Here is a 21,822-nt window from a genome sequence, read left to right on the forward strand (position 1 = left end):
GCATCAGCAATTGCGGCTCAAGTACCATGGCGGCATGGGCGCCGCTGTTGACCCGTTGCGCGAGCCGGCCGCATGCCTGCGCGAACTGAAAACGCTTCAGCCCCCCCGGTTACTGCATCAAAGATTCCACCAACGGCGTCTACTTCCTGCGCCCAAAGGGTCTCGTAGTTGGCTTGATCAAGTGCCACCACCTTATAGCCGGCAGCCTGCAGTTGGCGATGCAACTGATCCATCAGCATGTTGCGTCCCTCTTCCAGGTCGATTGCCTCAAACTTTGGCGGCAACAGCACAATCACCGCGCCTGGCGCGGGCGCCTGATACGAAGGTGCAAGCAGATTATCGGGAGGTAGCGGCGGAGCGCCAGATGCGCAGGCTGCCAGCAAGAATGGGAAGAAAAGACAAAACAGCTTTTTCATTGGAGCAGTTCATTAAAATATTGCCACAAGGCATTTTAAACGATGATGCTCCGTCAATTCTCACGAATGTTCACATAGCTGGCCTGCTGGGCGACGAAGCCGTCGAAGGCGTAGATCAGCGGATTGAATTTGTTTATATCATTTTCCAGTTGCGCCAGCGCGTACACGGTGGCTTCCAGCGTCGATAACTGATCCGGCAAATGCGCCTTGCGGATCAGGTAGTGCGATGGCGGCGTGTCGCGCAGCGGCAGGCGCGGCAAGGTTTGCAGCAGCGGATTCAGATACAGCATCTTGCGGCTCTTGCGCCAGGTGCCGTCCAATACCACGAGGCGCAGCGGCTGCTCCAGCCACGCCGGATCGAACGGCTGCGGCTTCGCCAGGCCGAGCGACGCATCTTCGGTATCGGGATACAGCAGCACATTGCGACGCTCCGGCGACAGCATCGCCTGCAATTGCGCCGGATCGAATGTCTCCCCCACTTCCAGCCGGCTATTGGACAAGCTCAGATGCAGCAGCCGCGCGCTGCCCTTGGCGTTGTTCACTTCCATGGGATGTTGGAGGATCAGCACCTGCACCTGACTGGCTAGGGCCGTCACCCAGCGGCAGATGCAGGTCTGCTGCGGACGGAGACACACGGCGCATACGGCGCGCCGCGCGGGCGGTTCGGGACTGGCGGTATTCATAGACCGCCATTGTACCGGCTCAGAACTCTTCCCAGTCCGTTTCGCTGGCCGTAACAGCCTTGCGCGGCGTGGCAACCGGCGTCGCACGTTGAACCGACGCCGTGACGGCGGGCGTACGACGCGGAGCCACCGCCACGCGTGCCGGCGCGCGCGGCAAGGTCGGCGCCGGACTGGCGTAAGACGCATCGAGCTTGAACACGCTCACCACATCCGCCAGCTTGGCCGACTGCTCCTGCATCGATTCCGCCGCCGCTGCGGCTTCCTCGACCAGCGCGGCATTCTGCTGCGTCACCTGGTCCATCTGCGTGATCGCATCGTTCACCTGCGCGATGCCCTGGCTCTGCTCTTCGCTGGCATTGCTAATCTGCGTCATGATCTGCGTGACGCGGCCGATGCTCTGGACAATCTCCTCCATCGTCTGCCCGGCCTTGTCCACCAGCTCGGAACCGATCTGCACCTTCTGCACCGAATCGTCGATCAGACCCTTGATGTCCTTGGCGGCCGAGGCGGAGCGCTGCGCCAGATTGCGTACTTCCGACGCCACCACCGCAAAGCCGCGTCCCTGCTCGCCCGCGCGCGCCGCTTCCACCGCCGCATTCAAGGCCAGGATATTGGTCTGGAACGCGATGCCGTCAATGACCGAAATAATGTCCACGATCTTGCGCGACGAATCGTTGATCGATCCCATGGTGTTGACCACCTCGCCCACCACCGAACCGCCACGGCTGGCGATTTCCGAGGCGCTGATCGCCAGCTCATTGGCCTGCCGCGCATTCTCCGCATTGAAGCGCACGGTGGACGTAAGCTCCTCCATCGACGACGCGGTTTCCTCCAGCGAGCTGGCCTGCTCCTCGGTGCGCGAGGACAGGTCCTGATTGCCGGCGGCGATCTCCGTCGACGCCGTCGCAATCAGCTCGGTGCCATTGCGCACCTGGCCGACGATGTTGACCAGATTGGTGTTCATGGTCTTCAGCGCATGCATCAACTGGCCGGTTTCGTCGTTGCTGTTAACCTGAATATCGCTGGTCAGATCGCCCGACGACACGGTCTCCGCCACCCTCACCGCCGCGTTGATCGGCTGCGTGATGGTGCGCGTGATCCACCATGCGGCGAACACGCCCATCACAATCGCGGCCAGGCCTAGCATGATCAGCAGCGTACGGCCGCTCTGGTATTGATGTTGAATCTCAACGGCGGAAGCGTCCAGCAGCGCGCCCTGCTTGTCGGCGAAGGCCTTCAGCGCCGCCAGGTAGCGGATGCGGCTCTGGGTCATGTCGCCTTCGTAGATCTTGGCGGCGGCATCCAGGTCGCCGGCGTTCTTGGCGGTGAAGACGGACTTGCGGAAATCGGTGTAACTCTTGCGCGTATCAAGCACCTCCTTGAACAGCGGCTTGAGCGCGTCGTCATCCAGATTGGCGCCTATCTGCTCCTGGATCTGCGTGGCGCGGCCGGACGATGCGGCCATCAGCGCTTCCAGCTTTTTCTGATCGGCGGCGTCGCGCACCATGAAGGCGCCCGTGGTGCGGGCGGCGTTGACTTCGATGATCTTGCCCCATTCGGCGATCAGGCGCTCATCGCGTATCTTCACGTTGATCATCTCGTCGGTCTTGGCGCTGGCGCTGCTCAAGCGCAGAATGCCGATCGAGGTCATCGCAACCAGCAGTAACAAAATCAGCGAGAAACCGAAGCCCAGGCGGGTACCGATCTTGAGGTTATGCATAGCTCACTCCCTGGCTAAAAGTCTGGATTGTCCAGGTCATGCTAGCACTAAACCTCCCGCGTTATGTAGCATAAAAGAAAGATTCGACATTGCGGCGCAGCATTATTCAGTGGCAGGCGACGCCCCCAGCAATTCCTCCACGCCGGCGATGGCGGCCGGGTCCTTGATCACCGCGCGCAGCCAGACGTGCAAGGGCATTTCGCCCCAATTCGCCGCGCGTTCGGCCAAGTAGGCGACCGGGCTGTGCGGCTCGGTGCGCCGGAAGAAATCCGCTACGAGACGCAGCTGTTGCAGCGCCTGGGATCGATTCTGCAAGCCGCCGGCGGACGCCATGACAACGTTACCATCAGTGGCCTGGCCAGTTTCGGCAACCATGACGGAACTGCCATACGGCGCCAGATCGCGCACCACCGACTGCACCGCGTCCCTGGCCGGACTGAAGCCGGGCCCATCGGCGCCTAGTTGCGTATCTACCACGCGCTCCAGTGCGATCAGCGACGCCAGGCAGTATTCGGCATCGGCCAATTCGGGCGCCGCAGCCGCGCACTCCTGCACCAGGAACGGGGTGCGCGCCAGCAGCCAGAACAGGTTGCCGATGCGCTGGTCGTAGTCGCCGTCATCGACCAACGGATACAAATCTGTCCAATACAGTTCGCACAAGCCGGCCAGCACTGCATAGCCGTCCCCAAGGCCGCGCAGTCCCCGTGTTTTGGTCAGCGCCTCGGCCAGCCAGACCGCCAGTCGCAGATCCTTGCTGCGCGTGGCGATCATGTCGGCGCAACGGCTGGCAACCAGCGGCCAGTCGGCTTCCTTCAGTGCGGTCTCCCATTCGCCCTGCTCCAGGGTGGGGTCGTCGTAGACGCGCGCCTGCGCGATGGCGTCCACCTCGGGACCGAAGGACAGGTCTTCGCCGCAGCGCTGCTCCGCGCTCACCGGTTGCAGCAGTTGCGCTACGTTGAACATGGTTGCCTCCTATTTGACGATGTATTTGAACTGGCCCTTGCTGTTGGCGCCGACCTTGATGCGCGTGATGCGCTCTTCCTGCGCCATCTTCTCCAGCACGGCCTGCGCGATTTCGGGCAGCAGCGTGCCGTTGAGGATGTGGTCCACATTGCGCGCGCCGGAATCGACCTCGGTGCAGCGCGCCAGCACCGCGTCCAGCAGCGAGGCCTCGTAACTGAACTCCGCGTGGTGCTGCTCGCGGATGCGCTGGGCGATGCGCGCCAGCTTGAGCGCGATGATCTCGGTCAGCACCGCATCGGGAATCGGATAGTACGGAACCACCTTCACGCGGCCGATGAAGGCCGGCTTGAAGTGCTTGACCAGTTGTGGACGCAGCAGGTCTTCCAGTGCTTCCGGCTGCGGCGGCGCCTCCTGGTTCAGGCAAGCCTGCATGATGGTGGCCGAGCCGGCGTTCGCCGTGGCGATGATGATGGTATTGCGGAAGTCGATCTCGCGGCCTTCCGCATCGTCCATCACGCCTTTGTCGAATACCTGGAAGAATAGTTCGAGGACATCCGGGTGGGCTTTTTCGATTTCATCCAGCAGCACCACGCTGTAGGGATTGCGGCGCACGGCTTCGGTCAGCACGCCACCCTGGCCGTAGCCGACGTAGCCGGGCGGCGAGCCTTTCAGGCCGGAGACGCTGTGGGCTTCCTGGTACTCGCTCATGTTGATGGTGATGAGTTTCCGTTCGCCGCCGTACAGCAAGTCGGCCAGGGCCAGCGCGGTCTCGGTCTTGCCGACGCCGGACGGACCGACAAACAGGAACACGCCTTTCGGCTTGTTGGAATCATCCAGATTGGCGCGCGCCGTGCGCACGCGCTGCGCAACGGCGGCGATGGCATGCGGCTGGCCGAGGATGCGGGCTTGCAGCGCGTCCTGCAGGTTGAGCACCATGCGGATTTCGTCCTTCACCATTTTGCCGAGCGGGATGCCGGTCCAGCCGGAGACAATGGCTGCCACGGTGGCGCCATCCACGTCCAGCGGCACCATCGGCGTTTCACCTTGCAGGGCGGTGAGTTCTTCCTTCAGCGCGCGGACTTCGCTCTCGCCGTTGCCCTCGGCCCGCTGCCGCACGATGGCGGCGACGACGGATTGCTCGCGTTGCCAGCGCGCCGTATGGCGGGCGTATTCCTCCTTCAGCGCATCGTGATCGGACTGCAGTTGTTCCATGCGCTGGCGCAGCGCCGTGCCGCCCTCTTCGCGCTGCAGCGCGGCGATTTCGGCGGCGATGCGGTCCATCTGTCTTGCCGAGTCTTCCAGCAAGGCCGGCGTGCCGCTTTGCGCCAGCGCGACACGGGCGCAGGCGGTATCGAGCACGCTCACCGCCTTGTCCGGCAGCTGACGGCCACTGATGTAGCGGTGCGACAGCCGCACGGCTTCCATCACCGCTTCGTCGCGGATGCGCACGCCGAAGTGACGCTCCATCAACGGCGCCATGGCGCGCAGCATGGCGCTGGCGATGTTTTCATCCGGCTCCTCCACCTTCACCACCTGGAAGCGGCGCGCCAGCGCGGCGTCCTTCTCGAAGTATTTTTTGTATTCGCTCCAGGTGGTGGCGGCGATGGTGCGCAGTTCGCCGCGCGCCAGGGCCGGCTTGAGCAGGTTGGCCGCGTCGTTCTGGCCGGCCGTGCCGCCGGCGCCGATCATCGTGTGCGCCTCGTCGATGAACAGGATGATGGCGTGCGGGCTTTGCTTCACTTCGTCGATGACGTTCTTCAGGCGATTCTCAAACTCGCCCTTGACGCTGGCGCCGGCCTGCAACAAGCCCATGTCCAGCGTGCGGATCTCCACGTCTTTCAACGTCGACGGCACGTCGCCTGCGGCCACGCGCAGCGCCAGCCCTTCCACCACGGCGGTCTTGCCGACACCAGCCTCGCCGGTCAGGATGGGATTGTTCTGGCGGCGGCGCAGCAGGATGTCCACCACCTGTCGCACTTCGGCTTCGCGGCCGATGACGGGATCGAGCTTGCCGTCACGCGCCTGGCGCGTCAGGCTGGTGGTGTACTGGTCCAGCGACGGCGTGCGCGCGTTGCCTGCCTGCGCCAGGCTGGCAAGCGGGTCGGCGGCGGATTCCGGGGCTGCGGTCGTTTCTTCCTGCGAGCCATGCGTGTACTTCTCCAGTTTGTGTTTGACTTCGTCGATTGGAATCTTGGCGAACTGCGGCGAGGCGCGATGCGCCAATTGCTCCAGTTCCGACTCGGTGAGCAGGGCCACCAACAGGTGCGCGCTGCGAATCTGCGCCGGCGGCGTTGCCAGCGAAGCGATCAGCCACGCATGCTCCAGCAGCAGCGGCAGATGATGCGAGAACACCGGCGTGCGCGTGCTGCCGATCTTGAACTGGCTAATTTCCTTGTGCAGGTCCGCTTCCAGCGCCGCCACGTTCACGCCGCAATGGCGCGCAATCAGCGACACATCGCAATGTTCCTGCTCCAGCAGGGCGAGCAACAGGTGCTCGACTTCCACTTCGTACTGCCCCAGCGCCACGCAGATGCTGGCGGCGCGGGTGGCGGCAAGGCGGGTGGTGTCATTCAGTTTGCCGATCAGCGTTTTCAAGTTCAGGTTCATGTCCGGCCTCCGCGTGCGCTACGGTTGATGGAATAATGCAGCGATGACGGTTGCAGCACCGCGTCAAAGCTGACGGCTTCGGTGTAAGGCAGCCCGGCCAGCGTGCCGAAGATGGCGAAGCTGACGCGGTTGATGGAGCCGGCCTCGCGCTCCATGCGCGCCTGTACGTTGCGCAGGCGCGGTTCGTGACGTTCGATGGTCGATTTCAGCGCCGCGCAGACGCGGGCGCGATCTTCGCTGCTGCTCAGGCACATGCCGGCGAAGTCGATCAGGCCGTAGTTGGCGATGGAGCGCGTGCATTCGGGGTAGGCGTGCATCAGTTCTTCCGGCACCGCGCAGCGGGTGTTGAGCAGGTCTTCCAGGTCGCGCGCCACGCTGTCCTTGTACTGCTCCAATGTCATGGGCCGGTCATGCTCGCCGAACAGGCGGTCCAGCAGCCCGGGAGTAAAGCCGTTCATTGCATGCTTTCGAAAAGAAGCCAGGCCGGGGCGGCCTGGCCGAAAAGCGCACCGCGATGATTCGCCGAGATATGCCCGTCGCGGGCGCGGGGGGGAGCGATCACACAATGCGGTTGGCGGAGAGATCCCAGCCGCCGGAGGTGTTGCCACCGGCGCCGCCGCTGATTTTCTGTTGCGTGTACTTCCACTTGATCTTCGAGAATTTGAGCGCCACGTCCTCGGTCAGAATGTCACCCTCTTCCACCGCCGGCGCCACGGCGCCGATCAGCACATTCTCGATTTCGATCTCGTAGTACTTGACGCGTTCGCCCTGGGCGTCTGCGCGCATAAACTCGAACTTGGCCTTGGGGATGGTGCGGCCGGCCGCGCAGGTTTGCAGCAGGATCGGCGAGGACAAATCGGCCAGCTTGGAGATGACGATGTCGCGATGCTCGCAGCGTTCCGCCGTGTGGCCGCCGCCGGTGGAGGCGGTGGCGGACTTGGGCTGCTCCACGCCGAAACTGACCGATTTGCACTCGATCCAGTCCTTGTGGCGGTCATCGTTGGACTAGCCCTTGATGCCATCAATGTACAGATAAACGTCGATTGCCATTGCATGCTCCTCTAGGTTGTTGGGGGGGTTAGTAGTTGGTCGACTGCGGCAGCTCCGCGACCAGACGGAGTGAAACGGACAATTCATCGAGCTGGAAGTGCGGGCGCAGGAACGACACGGCGCGGTACACGCCGGGCCGACCCGCCACTTCATGCACCTGCACCGACGCTTCGCGCAGCGGGAACTGCGCCTTCTGTTCCTGGCTGGCGTTATCGTCCAGCAGAACGTATTTCATCAGCCAGCGGTTGAGGAAATCTTCGACGTTGGACGCGGCGGCAAAGCTGCCCACTTTGTCGCGCATCATGGCCTTCATGTAATGGGCGATGCGCGAGACGGCAAAGATGTATTGCAGTTGCGACGACAGCACCGCGTTGGCGTTGGCCGCCTCGCTGTTGTACTTCTTCGCCTTCTGCGCCGACTGCGCGCCGAAGAAGGCGGCATAGGCGGTGTTCTTGCAGTGGACCAGCGAGATGAATCCCAGGTCGCTCAGTTCCTTCTCGCGACGGTCGGTGATGGCAACTTCGGTCGGACACTTGAGCGCGACTTCGCCTTCGCCGGTCTTGAAGGTATGGGTCGGCAGGTCGTCCACCAGGCCACCGCCCTCCACGCCGCGTATCGCCGCGCACCAACCGTAATCGCCGAAGGCCTTGGTCAGCTTGGCGCCGAAGGCATAGGCGGCGTTACACCACAGGTATTTCTGATGGTCGGTGCCGTCCACTTCCTCGACAAAGTTGAAGCCTTCGACCGTGGTGCCGTCGACCGGATTGAATGGCAGGCGACCGAGGAAGCGCGGCAGCGTCAGGCCGACGTAGCGCGAATCCTCTGACTCGCGGAAGGCCTTCCACTTGGCGTATTCCACCGTGTCGAACACTTTCGACAGGTCGCGCGGCTTGGCCAGGTCGCCATAGGTTTCCAGGCCAAACAGCTCGGGTGCGGCGGAAGCGATGAACGGCGCATGCGAAGCCGCCGCCACGTGCGACATCTGCTCGATGAAATACATGTCTTCCGGCTGGCGCGAGATTTCAAAGTCGCCCAGCAACGCGGCATATGGCGCGCCGCCGAAGGTGCCGAATTCTTCTTCATAGATTTTCTTGAACATCGTGCTCTGGTCGAATTCCAGCGCCGACTGGAAGTCCTTCACCAGCTCGCGCTTGGTGGCGTTGAGCATGCGAATCTTCAGTCCCTGGCCGGTGGCGGAGTTCTTCACCAGGTAGTGCAAACCGGTCCAGCTTTGCTCCAGCTTCTGGAACGCCGGCGCATGCATGATGGCGCTCAGCTGGGTGGAAATCAGCCGGTCCAGTTCCGCCACGCGCGCGTCCAGCGTCGCGGACAGGTTGTTGGAGACGACCACCGTCCCTTCCAGCACTTGATTAACCAACTCGGAGATGATGTCCTTCGCGCGCTCATGCTCCACGCTGGACTTGGCCACCTTGCTTTGTTCGACAATCTGGTCCAGCAGATTGTCGCCATCCAGTGCCGGCGCAGCTTCCTGCGCATGATTGAATTGTGCGGACATGGTCAGTTCCCCTTGGAGGTTTTGAGGCTGGCCAGCTTGTCGGTGTTGTTCAGTACATCGCTCACCAGGGCAGCTCATACAAGGCGCGCGTGCCGGAGACGATGCCCAGCTTGGATCCCTTGATGGTGTCGATCGCCTTCAGCATGCTCTCGCGGATGGCCTTGACCTCTGCGGCGGAAGGATCGGCGGACGGCTCCTGGCGGCCGATCGCCTCGCCCAGCTGGTCGGACTCGCGCTTGGCACGCCAGCGGCGCCACCACCACGCGGCGCCTGCCAGCGCCAGCATCACGGCGGTTGCCGCCAGCGCCCAGATCAGCGCCAGTTCCAGCACTTGCGCGCCGAGGTAGAACAGCGCCGCCACCGCCGTCAGGCCAATGATGGTGAGGTTGCGGCTATCGGTCAGGAAGCTCCAGATTCTGCGCATCATAACGAGTGTCCGGCGAAGACGGCGACGCCCAGGCGACAGGCGGACCGATCAATGGTGCCACCAACAAAGCGGGCATTTCTTGCGCCAGAACAATGGCGCTTACTTCTTCACCGTGCCGGGTGTGCGCAGTTCGGTGTGGCCGAAATCCATCATGGTCCAGCGGCCGCCCCAGGTCAGACCGGCGGCCTCGGCGGCGGCGCCGTAGAGCTGGTAGTCACGCATCGCCCACGGATCTTTTTCGGAAATGACCAGCTTGCCGTCGCGCAGGAAGGCGCAGTCGGCGGCCAGGCCGAACTGGTGGTAGCTCTGGAAGGCCTTGGCGTTGGTCACGCTGGGACCGACGGCGGCCAGCGCATTCTGCCGTTCCGGGCTACGGTAGCCTTCCAGAATCGCCATGTCGTAACCGTGCCGCTCTTTCATGATGCGGAACACCAGCAGCAGCCGCTGCGCGAACGCCGGATCGAGCAGTTGCCAGTTGCGGTTGGCGCTGTCGAGCATGGGACGCACCAGCGTCACCTCGGCCGTAGTGAACACCAGCGGCGGTGGCGGCTCGGGCGCGGTCAGCTGTTCGCCTTGCAGCAGGCCGGCGATCTGGTCGTTGATGGCGTGCGTGTCGCTGTCATAGCCGGACAGCATGCTCCGGCCGCTGAGCATCAGCGCCAGCAACGGCGGCACGGTCAGCAGCACCGAGGCGGCCAACAGCAGCTGCCACTTCATTCTGGTGAGTTGCGCCGTGCGGCGGAGTGCGGCGCCAGTCCCGCGTCCCCATGCAGCAGCCTGCTGCGCGCCCTGCCGCACGCCGCCGCGCAAATGCTGGCCGATGCGGCGGCCGACGGCGTCGATCGACTGCACCACCACCTCGCGTCCGGCGGGAAATAGCAACAGCCAGGCGCAAAAACACGTCACCACGAAGAACAACAGCATGGAAAAGAGAAACATGGTGCGCTCCATCAAAACGGGCCGATGCCACAGACCGGACACTGCATCGTAGGCCGTTCGCCGCACAGCGATGTCGGCCAGATCAAATGCGAGGGGGATATTGTGGAAACATCGAAACTGAAACCCGACCTGCTGGCCGCTTGTTCCAGCACGCGCCGTCCGGCGCAGGACAAGCGCATCCTGGCGCAGCTGGAACATGGCGTCAAAGCACCGGCACGCCCGGCAAGCACAACGGGCTGGAGCATTGATGGATGGACGATAGGATTGTTTGCGCTGCTGCTTTTGATGTGCAGCGTGGCCTGGTTGATGCACGACAAGCGGATTACGCCGGAGACCTTCCGCAGCACCGCAAGCCCCGCCGTCGAGCACAGCACCGCAACACCGGCCAGCCCGGCCTCCGCGCCGGACGGGGCGCCAGCCGCTGAAGAAGCCGCCGCCATCATCAATATGGCAACTGCGGCCCCGGAAAGTCCGTCAGCGGCCGCAGACCTGGTCGGCGCAACGGCTCAGACGCCGACCGCCGCCACCGCCGCAGTCGCCAATACAGCCGCCAGCCAGTCGGTGCGCGTGGCGGTCGCGCAGCACAGGCCTGCAGCGCCAGCGCGGCCAGTCCCATCGTCAGCAAGCGCAACGGCACAGGCCCAGCCGGCCGGCGACACCGACGTCACCCTGCTCACCGCGCTGGTCGCCCACGCAAACAAGCCAAGCACCGTCGCGCCCGAACGCAGCCGCGACGTCATCGAACGCCAGGAAGGCGATACCACTACCCAACTGCTGGCGCGCTGCAAGCAGTTGGGCCTGATCGAAGGCATGCTGTGCCGCTCACGCATCTGCTCCGGCCGCTGGGAAAGCGACGCCGCCTGCCGCGCGCCCAGCCACTAATCAACCGCGCTTTGGAATCTCCAGGCCCTTGGCCACAGCCGGGCGCGCCACGAAGGCGTCCAGCACGCGCTGCACATTGGTGAACTTGCTGAATTCGACCAGATCGCCGGCGCCGTAGAAGCCGACCAGGTTGCGTATCCAGGGGAAGATGGCGATATCGGCGATGGTATAGATATCGCCCATCAGCCACTGGCGGCCTTCCAGACGCTGTTCCAGCACGCCCAGCAGGCGCTTGGATTCATTGATGTAGCGGTCGCGCGGGCGCTTGTCCTCGTACTCCTTGCCGGCGAACTTGTGGAAGAAGCCCACCTGGCCGAACATCGGGCCCACGCCGCCCATCTGGAACATCAGCCACTGGATGGTTTCATAGCGGCCGGCCGCATCTTGCGGAATCAGCTGCCCGGTCTTGTCGGCGATGTACAGCAGAATCGCGCCGGATTCAAACAGCGCCAACGGCTTACCATCCGGGCCGTTCGGATCGAGGATGGCCGGAATCTTGTTGTTTGGATTCAGCGACAGGAATTCCGGCGACATCTGATCGTTGGTCTCAAAGCTGACCAGATGCGGCTCATACGCCAGGCCGGTTTCCTCCAGCGCGATCGACACCTTCACGCCGTTCGGCGTCGGCAGCGAGTACAGCTGAATGCGCTCAGGATGCTGGGCCGGCCATTTGCCGGTGATGGGGAATGCGGACAGATTTGCCATGGATACATGCTCTCAAAATAATTGGTCGGCCAATTATCCACGAAGCGCGCCAAACCTGCTGACGCCACCAACAATCGCGATGAATGCCCCGATCAGGTAGTCGGCGGCCCTTACCTTTAGGTACGTACTTATCAGCCCGCCATCCCTTGCTTTACACTACAAATTCCATTATTCAACAGAGGTGTATATGAGCAAGATTATTGTTGTCTATCATTCGGGCTACGGCCACACCAAGCGCGTTGCGGAATACGTGGGCGAAGGCGCCGGCGGTGAATTGCTGGCCATCGATGCGGAAGGCAATCTGCCGGAAGGCGGCTGGGACAAACTGGCGGCGGCGGACGCCATCATCTTCGGCACGCCAACCTATATGGGCAGCCCGAGCTGGCAGTTCAAGAAGTTTGCCGATGCCAGTTCCAAGCCTTGGTTCGCGCGCGCCTGGCAAGACAAGGTCTTCGGCGGCTTTAGCAACAGCGCCAGCCTGAACGGCGACAAGCAGGTCTCGCTGATCGCCCTGCAAACCCTGGCCTCGCAACACGGCGGCATCTGGGTCAGCCTCGGCCTGCCGCCGGCGAACACCAAGGCAGCCCAGCGCACCGACGTGAACAACCTGGGCGGCTCGGTTGGCCTGCTGGTGCAATCGCCATCGGACGCCAGCGTCGACGAAATCCCGCAAGGCGACCTGGACACCGCCAAAGCCTACGGCAAGCGCGTCGCCGACATCGCCGCCCGCCTGGCGAAGTAATCGGCTGCAACGTAAAAAGGCCCGTGAATGCTCACGGGCCTTTTACTTTCTATCCGTCGCATATGACAATACGGTTTTTAACCAGATGAGCGTCACCATGCAACTACCGAGCTTCACCGATAAATTTTCGGACAACCTGTCCCTGCTGCCAGCAATGGACGCCGTCGCGGCAATCGAACTGGTCGACCAGTCCGGCATGCCCGTGGCCAAAATCGAAAACAAGCCAGGCCAGGCGGGATCGCTGCGCGTGTACGGCTGGCTGGCCGACACGCTCGGCGCCATCACTCCCGAGGCCGCGGAGCTCGGCCTGAAGATTTATGCCGAACACACGCAGGATGCCCGCGCCAATCCAGGCAAACACCCCAATATCGACCGTCTGTTCGACATTTGTTGATTTGCACCGCAAACTGACCACCAAGCCGCATAATTTGCATCGAAAATTGACCCACGTTTAGCACACAATCTTACTTATCTGAATGAGTAGGGGATCGGAGTGATTGACGTGGCATTACTAGGAATTATTAGGCGCTGGCACCTTCGCGACCAAGTCCCTCTGAGGGAAATTGCCAAGCGTCTTGGCATCTCAAGAAATACTGTCCGGAGCTACCTACGCTCGGAAACGACGGAGCCCGCCTATGCGGAGCGCCAATCGGCAAGCGCAATCGACCCATACGCCTTCCAGCTCTCAGGCTGCCTAAAGACCGAGGCGGCCAAATCCCGTAAGCAGCGGCGCAGCTTAAAACAGCTTCACGAGGACTTATCCGAATTGGGATTCAAAAGGTCTTACGACCGCGTGGCGGCGTTCGCCAGGCAATGGAGGGAGGGTCAAACCGAGTGGGTCAATTCGGCGCGCAAACGAACACACAAGGGGCTCACATTTGTAGTTGAAGTTGACGGGGACACATACCACCGAGAACTCCCGGCAGAGGCCGACAAACGGCTTATTCAATTGACCTACGAAGGCGCTGAGGTTCGTAGGATTCGTGCGGCGGAATTGAATTCAGATAAAGAAGCAGATGCAGTAGTCCATGACCTTATTCAATTTATGAGCAAACGCAAAGAGGCCAGATAATCCCCTCATGCACTGGCCCAGCGTAGCCGCCTGTGCCACGCACGACCGTCGTAGAGGTAGCCATCCCCTCCCCCCCCCCCAACGCTCCCACCAAAGTCCACTATGCGCAAACAGGCGACCTCCTAGCCCTCGCGGTCAGCGAGTCCGGCCGCAGCATGAGTTCGGTCGTCCTGCACTAGCTTCCCAGTCCTCCATCGACCGGCCAACAGAGTGCCCGCCTGTGCAGCGCGAGCCCAACCCAAGGGGGGACCTGATCCCCACACCAATGGCCTCACCTCGGGCCACTATGCGCAAATAAACGGGCCCTAAAACGCAAAAACCCAACCGGGTTAGGGCTGGGTTCTTGGCATGCTACTGTATTCTGGCTCCCCGACCTGGACTCGAACCAGGGACCTGCGGATTAACAGTCCGTCGCTCTACCGACTGAGCTATCAGGGAAAAGAGGCCGCATTATATACGGCCCTTTTTCAGCTGTCTAGGCTGATGCGGCGATTAATTAAAAGCCGCCGCGGAACTGCACGCCAAACTGACGTGGCTCGTTGACGAAGCCGGTCAGGTTGTTAAAGTCGATGGCGCCGATGACTTGCTGCTTGTCGGTGATGTTGCGCACGAAGCCAGCGACTTCATACTTGCCGCCATCCCAGTTGTAACCCGCGCGCAGGCCGCCTTCGGTCAGCGCCTTGCCGGTGAACTCCTTCGCTTCATACAGGAAGAAGTTGACCTTGCTGCGGTACGACCAGTCGGTCAGCACGAACAGGTTGCCGTTCGCCAGTGGCCAGTTGTAACGCGCGGTGGCGTTGAAGATCCACTTGGCCGCTTGCGGCAGCGGGTTGCCGTTGATCGACACCAGGCCGTTCGTACCGATCGGATCGGTGATCGTGCACTGTGCGCATTTCGCCACGTACAGGTTCGGATCTTCGATCTTGGTGAAGTTGTACGAACCGCTCAAGCTGGCTTTGAAGTCCGGGGTGATGAAACCTTCGATCTCGCCTTCCAGACCACGGCCCTTGGTCTTGGCCGCGTTGATCAGCTTGGTGACGTTGGAGTTACCACCGACCACGGTCAGCTGCTGGTTCTTGACTTCAAAGTCGAACACGCTCAGCGACGCGCGGGCGCGACGGTTGAACAGGTCGGCCTTGATGCCGGCTTCATACGAGGTGATGGTTTCGGCATCGGCCACGGTGATCGGTACCGACGACGAGGCCGCAGCGATCGATGGCGCGCGGAAGCCGGTCGCCACGCGGGCGTAGGCGCTGACGTCCTGGTTCAGCTTGTAGGTGCCGCTCAGATCCCAGTTCGCCTTGTTCTTGCTCTCGTCCACCGAGGTGGCGCCAACCTGGACCACATTGACTGCCGACACGGTGCGGAAGTCTTTCTGGTCGTGGGTGTAACGCAGGCCGCCGCGCACGGTGAAGTCGCTCGACACGTCATACGATACCGAGCCGAAGGCCGCGTAGGCTTCGTTGTTCTGATGGCTGGCCAGGTGCGAGGTCTGCAGCTGGGTGGTGCTGTCGAAGTTGTCGCTGTAGCCGTCGCCGCTTTCCTTGAAATAGTAGACGCCGGTCTGCCAGTTCAGCGGACCTGGGTTTTTCGACTCAACACGGAATTCCTGGGTGTACTGCTTCAGGCCGCTCAGTCCGCCACCGGTCTGCACCTGGAACGGGATGAAGCCTGGACCGGTCGGCGTGCCGCCGTCGATGTCGCCGCGGCTGTAGTAGTTGTCCACGCCTTCGTAACCGGTGATCGAGAACAGCTTGACCGAACCCAGATCCCAGGTCAGGCGAACGTTGGCGCCGTTGGTGCGCAGGTTCTGCATGTTCAGGCCGTTGGTGTTGATCTTGGTGAAGTCGTAGTCGTCGACCAGATCGTTGGTGCCCTTCTTGATGATGTTGGCGCGGAACAGACGGGCGCTGCCGTCGGTGGTGCGCGAGTGCACGTTGAACAGGGCGTTGAAGGTGGTGCTCGGCTTGTACAGGAACTGCACGCGCTCGGCGTGTTCGTTGTAGCCTTCCAGCGAATCGTTCTGCTTGGTGTAGGTGTTGTCGACGAAATCGTCGCGGTGCTGGCGCAGGGTCGACACGCGCATCGCCCATTCGCTCGACAGCGGAATGTTGGCGGCGGCTTCAACGCTGGAGGTCTTGTGGGTGGCCAGCGAAGCGCTGTAGTAGCCCTCGACCTTGTCCAGGTTCGGCTTGGCCGAATCAAACTTGACCACACCGGCCGGGGTGTTGCGGCCGAACAGCGTGCCTTGCGGGCCGCGCAGCACCTCGACGCCAGCGACGTCGAACACCGGGAAGCCTTTCAGGATGCCGTTTTCCTGCACCACGTCGTCATAGATCAACGACACAGGCTGCGAGGCGAAAGTCGAGAAGTCGGTGTTGCCGTAGCCGCGGATGTAGAAGCGCGGGAAGGTACGGCCGTTCGACGATTCCACGTTCAGCGAAGGCACTTTGCCTGCCAGGAAGCGGATGTCCTGGCCGCCGGACAGCAGCACGTCCAGTTTTTCATCTTTCAGCAGGGTGACGGAGACCGGCACGTCCTTGATGTTCTCAGCGCGGCGCTGGGCGGTCACGGTGACGGTTTCCAGCTGTGGCTGGGTTGCTGCGGCCTCGGTTTGCGCCATGGCGGAACCGATAGGCAATACGGCGCTCAGCGCCAGCAGGCGCTTGTGCATCTTCGACAGTTTGATCATTCAATTTCCCGATTTAAATGTAGTGCAAAGAGTTAGAAACAGTTGTCTCCTGCTTTCTCTTATTTTGGTCACTACCCGGTCATCTGTCGTGATCGTGGTAGCGCAAAGGCCTCTACGCCGTCGCGGTAGCTAGCAATATTGCACTGACTTTTTTGAAAGGCGATATTTTCTTTGATTGATACCATGTATTGCAAGCTGAATATATCTGAATCTCAATTAACTGTTAGAAATTCGGCTAAGCATATGCAAAGACTGAATATTCAGTGGTTTAGGCGTGTCCAGTCACCCACAGTGTGGTGAGGTTGATAAGCTTATGGGAGCGGCATCGGGCGCGCGTGTTGCGCAAAAGACGCACGGCCAGCAAAGGCTGGCCGTGGTGAAAATGTTACATGCCCAGCGATTTGAGCAGTTCGTCGGCGTCGGCGTCGGTGGCCGAGACGGCCGGCGCACTGCTGGCCTGGTGGGCGTCGCGCTGCTGTTCCAGCAAGGCGTCGGGATCGCTGATTTCGCTGGAGTCGAAATCGTGCAGGCGGATGAACTCGGTGCGGTCGATCGCCAGTTCCAGGTAGAAGATGTTGCTCTTCTCGGTGTAGAAGCTGACGCGGCGCATTTCCGGGCGGTCCAGGGGGGTGTCGACGCTGAGCACGATCTGCTTGTTCAGCACCAGCATTTTCGGCTGATTCTGGGTGATGTTGGTCTGCAACTCGCGGCGGATCTTGCCGGTGAAGTCGCCGACGATCTGGTTCATCAGCTCGCCGAGGATGTTGGACACCTCGTCCGAAGTGTGGGAGCCGGCCAGTTCCGACTTCGGCATGCCCATGTGCAGCATGTAGCGCTCGTAGATTTCCATCGCCGTGTCGGCCGCGAAGTTCAGCACCACCAGGCCGGTGAAGCCGCCGTCAAACAGCACGAAACAGCCGATGTCCGGCTTCAGGCCGACCTTGGTAATGCGCTGCACCATGCCGGAGTAGTTCACCTTGCTTTGCGTTGCCACGTTCAGCACCCGGGTCACCGAGTTGCACAGACTCGACAACAAGTCTTCCGTGCCGTAGACAATCGCTTCGTTTTCGCTGCTCATAATCTCTACCTCTGTTTACTTTTAAAAGATGCATCGACTGCTGCCCCAGAATACCGAGGTGCAAGATTCTCGTCCACTGAATCATGCATTTTTGTGAATTTGGCGTGCCAAAAAGCAAAAAGCCCAACCGGTGAAGGCTGGGCTTTTCAGTATTTTGGCTCCCCGACCTGGACTCGAACCAGGGACCTGCGGATTAACAGTCCGTCGCTCTACCGACTGAGCTATCAGGGAATTGAGGCCAGAATTATATCGGCCAGAATTCGATTTGCCTAGGGCTTTTTTAAAAAAGCTTAGCGCAGCGTCAGCGAACGGGAGCTCGCCGGCGCGGCGGCGCCCAGTTTGAACAGGCCGACGGCCTGCGCCAGGCGGTGCGCCTGGTCCTGCATGGAGTTGGCGGCGGCGGCAGCCTCTTCCACCAAGGCCGCATTTTGCTGCGTCATTTCATCCATCTGGCTGATGGCCTGGTTGACCTGCTCGATGCCGCTGCTCTGCTCCTGGCTGGCGACGCTGATCTCGCCCATGATATCGGTCACGCGGCGCACGCTCGACACCACGCCGTCCATGGTGGTGCCGGCCGAGTTGACCAGGCCGGTGCCGGTGTCGACCTTGGCCACCGCGTCGCCGATCAGTTCCTTGATTTCCTTGGCGGCGCCGGCCGAGCGTTGCGCCAGGTTGCGCACCTCGGAAGCCACCACCGCAAAGCCGCGGCCCTGCTCGCCTGCACGGGCGGCTTCCACGGCGGCATTCAGGGCCAGGATGTTGGTCTGGAAGGCGATGCCGTCGATGACGGCGATGATGTCGACGATCTTGCGCGCCGAGCTGTGGATGGAGCCCATGGTGTGCACCACTTCGCCCACTTCGGCGCCGCCCTTGCCGGCCACGTCCGACGCGGACACGGCCAGTTCGTTGGCCAGGCGCGCGCTGCCGGCGTTGCGGCGCACGGTCGCGGTCAGCGCTTCCATCGACGAGGCGGTTTCTTCCAGCGCGGCGGCCTGCTGCTCGGTACGGGCCGACAGGTCCAGGTTGCCGGCGGCGATCTGCGCCGAGGCGGTGGCGATGCTGTCGGTGCCGGTGCGCACTTCGCTGACGATGCGGATCAGGCGCTCGTTCATGTGGCGCAGCGCGGTCAGCAGGGCGCCGGTTTCATCACGGCTCTCGGCGCGGATATCGCCGCTCAGGTCGCCACTGGCGACACGCTCGGCCACCACCACGGCGGCGCTGATCGGACGGGTGATGCCCACCGTCAGCCACCAGGCGCACAGCGCGCCGAAGGCCAGCGCGGCCGTGGTCAGCACCACGATGATGCGGCTGCTGCCCAGGGTGTCGCCATCGATCACCTTGGCGGTCGCGTCGATGTGGTCGCGCTGCATGGTTACCAGGTTCTGCAGCAGGTCCTGGTAGACATTGGCGGACGGCGTGAATTCCTGGTCCAGGATGCGGGCTGCGCCTTCGGCGTCGCCGGCCGCCTTGGCCTTGACGGCGCCGTCGCGCGAGGCGCTGTACAGCTTGCGCTGCTGCAGGATTTTGTCGAACAGCGTTTTTTCCGCGCCATCCTCGATCAGCGGTTCGATCTGCTTCAGCAGTTCGGCGGCGCGCTTGACGGAAGCGGCGGCATCATCCTTGAAATACGGGCCCAGCGCCGGGTCGGTGCTCTTGACGATGGCGGCGGTGCGGCGGATCGATGCGTAGTTCAGTCCGTACCAGTCGGTAATCAGGCGTTCCTTGGTCAGCGGTGCGGCCATCATCGCCCGGGTGGACGAGGCCACACTGTCCAGGCGCAGGATACCCACCACGGCAATCAGAATCGTCATGGCCAGCGTTAGTCCGAACCCCAGGGTCAGCCGTTGTCCAATTTTTAAATTGGCGATCGAAAACATCTTTATGTCCTTTCAGTGAACGCCGGCAAGGGGTGGCGTTCGGTAAAAAAAAATTTGCTTTGGGAAATATTTATTCCTTTATTGTACAATAATTTCCCAATGGAATTTTTATTACTGTAGTTTTAGACTGGAACCAACCCCATGAAACGAACCCCCATCGTCGGCCTTCTGGCCGGCTTGATCGCCACCATCAACCTGTCGCACGCCGCGCCGGTGCCCGCCGACCTGCCGAAACAGCTGGAAACCATGTACCCGGCGGTCGAGTCCCTGTACATCGATCTACACCGCCATCCGGAACTGGCGTTCCAGGAAAAAGAGACCGCCGCCAAGCTGGCTGCGCGGGTCAAGGAGCTGGGTTATGAAGTGACCACCGGCGTCGGCGGCACCGGCCTGGTCGCGCTGCTGCGCAACGGCGACGGCCCGACCGTCATGCTGCGCACCGAAATCGACGCCCTGCCGGTGCAGGAAAAAACCGGCCTGTCCTTCGCCAGCACGGTCACCACCAAGAACGCCGCCGGCGTCGAGGTGCCGGTGATGCATGCCTGCGGCCACGACCTGCACATGTCGGCCTGGTACGGCACGGCCAAGCTGATGGCCGACAACCGCGCGCACTGGCGCGGCACGCTGATGCTGGTCGGCCAGCCGGCCGAAGAACCGCTGCAGGGCGCCCGCGCCATGCTGAAGGACGGCCTGTTCACCCGCTTCCCGAAACCGGACTACGCGCTGTCGATGCATGACGACGGCACGCTGCCAACCGGCCAGATCGGCTACCACGCCGGCTACTTCCGTGCCGCCGCCGACACCGTCGGCATCACCATCTACGGCCAGGGCGGCCACGGCGCGGCGCCGCACGACACCCGCGATCCGGTGGTGATGGCGGCGCGCGTCGTCATGGCCTTGCAGACGCTGGTTTCGCGCGAAAATAATCCGATGGACCCGGTGGTCATCACCGTCGGCAGCATTCACGGCGGCGCGCAGGCCAACGTGATTCCCGACCAGGTGCAGCTGCAACTGACGGTGCGCACCTTCCGCGACGCCGTGCGCAAGCGCGTGCTGGCCAGCATCGCCCGCGAAGTCAAAGGCGAGGCCATGGCGGCCGGCGCGCCGCGCGAGCCGCTGATCGAAATCACGCCCAGCACCGACGCGGTCTACAACGAGCCGGCGCTGACGGCGCGCATGACGGACGCGGTGCGCGCCGTGCTGGGCAAGGAAAACGTGGCGGAAATGCCGGCCAAGATGACGTCGGAAGATTTCGCCAGCTACGGCCAGGCCGGCGTGAAAGCGGTGCTGCTGCACATCGGCGCGGTCGACCCGGCCCGCCTGGAGCAGGCGCGCCAGCAAGGCGTCGCCCTGCCCGGCCCGCATTCGCCGCAATGGGCGCCGCAATACCAGCGCACCATCCGCGCAGCGATTTCGGCGGAAACCGCCGTGCTGTTCGACTTGCTGGGCAACGGTTCGTAATGACCCGACCTACGCCCTCGCTTTTACGCCGTTTTTTTTCGCCGGACAGCCACGCCGGTAAGAAACAGGCCGGCCAATAGCAGGGCGTAGGTTTCCGGCTCAGGCACAGCCGCCGCCGTCAGGATAATATTGTCCAGCGCGAACTGGCCTTGGTTGGTATTGAAGGCGGAGCAGCTTCCGGTTTTGCCATTGCAGAAGTAGCCGTAGAAAAACAGGTCGGTGACGTTTGCGTCAGTCAGCTTGCCGGTGCCGCCCAGATAGGTGCCGCCCGTCGCGCCGAGATTCATGAAGACGCCATTGCTGGTCAGCGGATAGTAGAAGGACGCATAGCTGCCATCGGCCCGGTCAGCCTCTACCGCCAGGTAAACGGTGCTGCCTGCGGGAGCATCCTGAACCGGAATGTAGGCCGCGGACACCCCGCCGAACACCACCGGCATTCCGCTTTGCAGCCCGACATGGGCGAGGCCGTCATTCACAACACTGAGAAAATTTGTGGTATTACCTTTAGGGCATGCGCCGTTCACGCAACTACCGGAGTCGAGGCCGGACGAAAGCGCGCCCACCAGTCCGCCACCATGGTTGAGGTCCTGCATATTGATAAAATAAGCGCCTTGGGTGACATAATCGCCGTCGGCCAACAGTGGTGCGAACGGCGCGCTCGCGAGGACTACGTTCTCAAAATCGATAACATAGGCATGGGCGGCGCCAGCAAATAACAACGCCGACACCACAGCAAGCGCGGATCGCAACAACTGTCTCATGAAATGCTCCTAAGTGAAGAGGGATGGTTTTATAAAAACTGAATGACATTTTTACAACCTCATCACTTAACCACAAAACGCGCAAATAAACGAGCAATAGAATGCAAAAAGCCCAACCGGTTAAGGTTGGGCTTTTCTGTATTCTGGCTCCCCGACCTGGACTCGAACCAGGGACCTGCGGATTAACAGTCCGTCGCTCTACCGACTGAGCTATCAGGGATTAGAGGCAAC

At 62.0% G+C, this 21,822-nt stretch carries 18 protein-coding genes, 3 tRNA genes and 2 pseudogenes; 5 read left to right on the forward strand and 18 right to left on the reverse strand.

What is annotated here, in order from left to right:
- Positions 1 to 17: 17 nt before the first annotated feature.
- The 10 genes and pseudogenes from GJ698_RS16740 to GJ698_RS16785 all read right to left on the reverse strand — a co-directional run bounded on the left by GJ698_RS16740 (position 18) and on the right by GJ698_RS16785 (position 10,321).
- Entirely contained in the window at positions 18 to 416 is a 399-nt protein-coding gene (locus GJ698_RS16740; protein ID WP_154359007.1) for a hypothetical protein, read from the reverse strand.
- A 53-nt stretch (positions 417 to 469) separates the two neighbouring features.
- Positions 470 to 1,099: a tRNA-uridine aminocarboxypropyltransferase gene (locus tag GJ698_RS16745; protein ID WP_154359008.1), complete on the reverse strand. Its 630-nt coding sequence runs from the start codon at positions 1,097 to 1,099 to the stop codon at positions 470 to 472.
- Between the two features lie 19 nt (positions 1,100 to 1,118).
- Entirely contained in the window at positions 1,119 to 2,819 is a 1,701-nt protein-coding gene (locus tag GJ698_RS16750; RefSeq protein ID WP_154359009.1) for a methyl-accepting chemotaxis protein, read from the reverse strand.
- A gap of 102 nt (positions 2,820 to 2,921) precedes the next feature.
- Complete coding sequence (gene tssA / locus GJ698_RS16755; RefSeq protein ID WP_154359010.1) at positions 2,922 to 3,782, reverse strand: type VI secretion system protein TssA; 861 nt, start codon at positions 3,780 to 3,782, stop codon at positions 2,922 to 2,924.
- Positions 3,783 to 3,791: 9 nt separating this feature from the next.
- Complete coding sequence (gene tssH / locus GJ698_RS16760) at positions 3,792 to 6,389, reverse strand: type VI secretion system ATPase TssH (protein WP_154359011.1); 2,598 nt, start codon at positions 6,387 to 6,389, stop codon at positions 3,792 to 3,794.
- Entirely contained in the window at positions 6,386 to 6,847 is a 462-nt protein-coding gene (gene tssE / locus GJ698_RS16765) for a type VI secretion system baseplate subunit TssE (protein ID WP_154359012.1), read from the reverse strand. Before tssE ends, tssH begins: the two co-directional genes overlap by 4 nt.
- A gap of 100 nt (positions 6,848 to 6,947) precedes the next feature.
- A pseudogene (locus GJ698_RS16770) lies at positions 6,948 to 7,439 on the reverse strand (Hcp family type VI secretion system effector).
- Between the two features lie 28 nt (positions 7,440 to 7,467).
- A complete protein-coding gene (tssC, locus tag GJ698_RS16775; protein WP_154359013.1) occupies positions 7,468 to 8,955 on the reverse strand; it encodes a type VI secretion system contractile sheath large subunit in 1,488 nt (495 codons plus the stop codon).
- Between the two features lie 61 nt (positions 8,956 to 9,016).
- A complete protein-coding gene (locus GJ698_RS16780; protein ID WP_208023835.1) occupies positions 9,017 to 9,382 on the reverse strand; it encodes a hypothetical protein in 366 nt (121 codons plus the stop codon).
- 99 nt (positions 9,383 to 9,481) lie between these two features.
- The gene (locus tag GJ698_RS16785; RefSeq protein ID WP_154359014.1) at positions 9,482 to 10,321 is read right to left on the reverse strand and encodes a M15 family metallopeptidase; all 840 of its coding nucleotides are present in this window, start codon (positions 10,319 to 10,321) and stop codon (positions 9,482 to 9,484) included.
- A 102-nt stretch (positions 10,322 to 10,423) separates the two neighbouring features.
- Here GJ698_RS16785 and GJ698_RS16790 point away from each other — a divergent pair, with 102 nt between their 5' ends.
- Positions 10,424 to 11,203, forward strand: a complete 780-nt coding sequence (locus GJ698_RS16790) for a hypothetical protein (protein WP_371865348.1) — start codon at positions 10,424 to 10,426, stop codon at positions 11,201 to 11,203.
- Here the strand turns inward: GJ698_RS16790 and GJ698_RS16795 are convergent, their stop codons facing one another.
- Positions 11,204 to 11,908 (reverse strand): glutathione S-transferase N-terminal domain-containing protein, encoded by a 705-nt coding sequence (locus GJ698_RS16795; RefSeq protein ID WP_154359015.1) that lies wholly within the window; start codon positions 11,906 to 11,908, stop codon positions 11,204 to 11,206. It lies immediately after the preceding gene.
- Positions 11,909 to 12,095: 187 nt separating this feature from the next.
- Here GJ698_RS16795 and GJ698_RS16800 point away from each other — a divergent pair, with 187 nt between their 5' ends.
- The 3 genes and pseudogenes from GJ698_RS16800 to GJ698_RS30985 form a co-directional block, all read left to right on the forward strand.
- Complete coding sequence (locus GJ698_RS16800) at positions 12,096 to 12,650, forward strand: flavodoxin family protein (RefSeq protein WP_154359016.1); 555 nt, start codon at positions 12,096 to 12,098, stop codon at positions 12,648 to 12,650.
- A 97-nt stretch (positions 12,651 to 12,747) separates the two neighbouring features.
- Positions 12,748 to 13,044 carry a DUF2322 family protein gene (locus tag GJ698_RS16805; protein WP_154359017.1) on the forward strand — a complete coding sequence of 99 codons (297 nt, stop codon included), beginning with the start codon at positions 12,748 to 12,750 and terminating at the stop codon, positions 13,042 to 13,044.
- 99 nt (positions 13,045 to 13,143) lie between these two features.
- Positions 13,144 to 13,530: pseudogene (locus tag GJ698_RS30985) on the forward strand (IS21 family transposase); the annotation flags it as partial.
- 554 nt (positions 13,531 to 14,084) lie between these two features.
- Here GJ698_RS30985 and GJ698_RS16815 read toward each other — a convergent pair.
- The 5 genes from GJ698_RS16815 to GJ698_RS16835 all read right to left on the reverse strand — a co-directional run bounded on the left by GJ698_RS16815 (position 14,085) and on the right by GJ698_RS16835 (position 19,369).
- Positions 14,085 to 14,160: transfer RNA gene (locus tag GJ698_RS16815), tRNA-Asn, on the reverse strand.
- A 58-nt stretch (positions 14,161 to 14,218) separates the two neighbouring features.
- Positions 14,219 to 16,414 carry a TonB-dependent receptor gene (locus GJ698_RS16820; protein ID WP_154359018.1) on the reverse strand — a complete coding sequence of 732 codons (2,196 nt, stop codon included), beginning with the start codon at positions 16,412 to 16,414 and terminating at the stop codon, positions 14,219 to 14,221.
- Between the two features lie 385 nt (positions 16,415 to 16,799).
- Positions 16,800 to 17,492 carry a DUF3334 family protein gene (locus tag GJ698_RS16825; protein WP_154359019.1) on the reverse strand — a complete coding sequence of 231 codons (693 nt, stop codon included), beginning with the start codon at positions 17,490 to 17,492 and terminating at the stop codon, positions 16,800 to 16,802.
- 155 nt (positions 17,493 to 17,647) lie between these two features.
- Positions 17,648 to 17,723: transfer RNA gene (locus GJ698_RS16830), tRNA-Asn, on the reverse strand.
- Between the two features lie 59 nt (positions 17,724 to 17,782).
- Positions 17,783 to 19,369 carry a methyl-accepting chemotaxis protein gene (locus GJ698_RS16835; protein ID WP_154359020.1) on the reverse strand — a complete coding sequence of 529 codons (1,587 nt, stop codon included), beginning with the start codon at positions 19,367 to 19,369 and terminating at the stop codon, positions 17,783 to 17,785.
- Positions 19,370 to 19,510: 141 nt separating this feature from the next.
- Between GJ698_RS16835 and GJ698_RS16840 the strand changes: the two genes are divergently transcribed.
- On the forward strand, positions 19,511 to 20,830 hold the full coding sequence (locus GJ698_RS16840; protein ID WP_154359021.1) for an amidohydrolase: 1,320 nt from the start codon (positions 19,511 to 19,513) through the stop codon (positions 20,828 to 20,830).
- A gap of 23 nt (positions 20,831 to 20,853) precedes the next feature.
- On the opposite strand, the gene GJ698_RS30670 is transcribed toward GJ698_RS16840, so the two are convergent.
- Entirely contained in the window at positions 20,854 to 21,591 is a 738-nt protein-coding gene (locus GJ698_RS30670) for an NF038120 family PEP-CTERM protein (RefSeq protein WP_208023837.1), read from the reverse strand.
- 144 nt (positions 21,592 to 21,735) lie between these two features.
- Positions 21,736 to 21,811: transfer RNA gene (locus GJ698_RS16850), tRNA-Asn, on the reverse strand.
- Between the last annotated feature and the right edge of the window lie 11 nt (positions 21,812 to 21,822).

The organism is Duganella aquatilis (genome assembly GCF_009674565.1).
Classification (GTDB): Bacteria; Pseudomonadota; Gammaproteobacteria; order Burkholderiales; family Burkholderiaceae_D; genus Rugamonas; species Rugamonas aquatilis.

What these genes read in the sequence shown, in the direction of transcription:
- tssC (WP_154359013.1), bottom strand. Translation starts at nt 8,955, where the DNA reads ATGTCCGCACAATTCAATCATGCGCAGGAAGCTGCGCCGGCACTGGAT.
- GJ698_RS16740 (WP_154359007.1), bottom strand. Translation starts at nt 416, where the DNA reads ATGAAAAAGCTGTTTTGTCTTTTCTTCCCATTCTTGCTGGCAGCCTGC.
- GJ698_RS16820 (WP_154359018.1), bottom strand. Translation starts at nt 16,414, where the DNA reads ATGATCAAACTGTCGAAGATGCACAAGCGCCTGCTGGCGCTGAGCGCC.
- tssE (WP_154359012.1), bottom strand. Translation starts at nt 6,847, where the DNA reads ATGAACGGCTTTACTCCCGGGCTGCTGGACCGCCTGTTCGGCGAGCAT.
- GJ698_RS16785 (WP_154359014.1), bottom strand. Translation starts at nt 10,321, where the DNA reads ATGTTTCTCTTTTCCATGCTGTTGTTCTTCGTGGTGACGTGTTTTTGC.
- tssA (WP_154359010.1), bottom strand. Translation starts at nt 3,782, where the DNA reads ATGTTCAACGTAGCGCAACTGCTGCAACCGGTGAGCGCGGAGCAGCGC.
- GJ698_RS16795 (WP_154359015.1), bottom strand. Translation starts at nt 11,908, where the DNA reads ATGGCAAATCTGTCCGCATTCCCCATCACCGGCAAATGGCCGGCCCAG.
- GJ698_RS16780 (WP_208023835.1), bottom strand. Translation starts at nt 9,382, where the DNA reads ATGATGCGCAGAATCTGGAGCTTCCTGACCGATAGCCGCAACCTCACC.
- GJ698_RS16840 (WP_154359021.1), top strand. Translation starts at nt 19,511, where the DNA reads ATGAAACGAACCCCCATCGTCGGCCTTCTGGCCGGCTTGATCGCCACC.
- tssH (WP_154359011.1), bottom strand. Translation starts at nt 6,389, where the DNA reads ATGAACCTGAACTTGAAAACGCTGATCGGCAAACTGAATGACACCACC.
- GJ698_RS16835 (WP_154359020.1), bottom strand. Translation starts at nt 19,369, where the DNA reads ATGTTTTCGATCGCCAATTTAAAAATTGGACAACGGCTGACCCTGGGG.
- GJ698_RS16745 (WP_154359008.1), bottom strand. Translation starts at nt 1,099, where the DNA reads ATGAATACCGCCAGTCCCGAACCGCCCGCGCGGCGCGCCGTATGCGCC.
- GJ698_RS16805 (WP_154359017.1), top strand. Translation starts at nt 12,748, where the DNA reads ATGCAACTACCGAGCTTCACCGATAAATTTTCGGACAACCTGTCCCTG.
- GJ698_RS16800 (WP_154359016.1), top strand. Translation starts at nt 12,096, where the DNA reads ATGAGCAAGATTATTGTTGTCTATCATTCGGGCTACGGCCACACCAAG.
- GJ698_RS16750 (WP_154359009.1), bottom strand. Translation starts at nt 2,819, where the DNA reads ATGCATAACCTCAAGATCGGTACCCGCCTGGGCTTCGGTTTCTCGCTG.
- GJ698_RS16825 (WP_154359019.1), bottom strand. Translation starts at nt 17,492, where the DNA reads ATGAGCAGCGAAAACGAAGCGATTGTCTACGGCACGGAAGACTTGTTG.
- GJ698_RS30670 (WP_208023837.1), bottom strand. Translation starts at nt 21,591, where the DNA reads ATGAGACAGTTGTTGCGATCCGCGCTTGCTGTGGTGTCGGCGTTGTTA.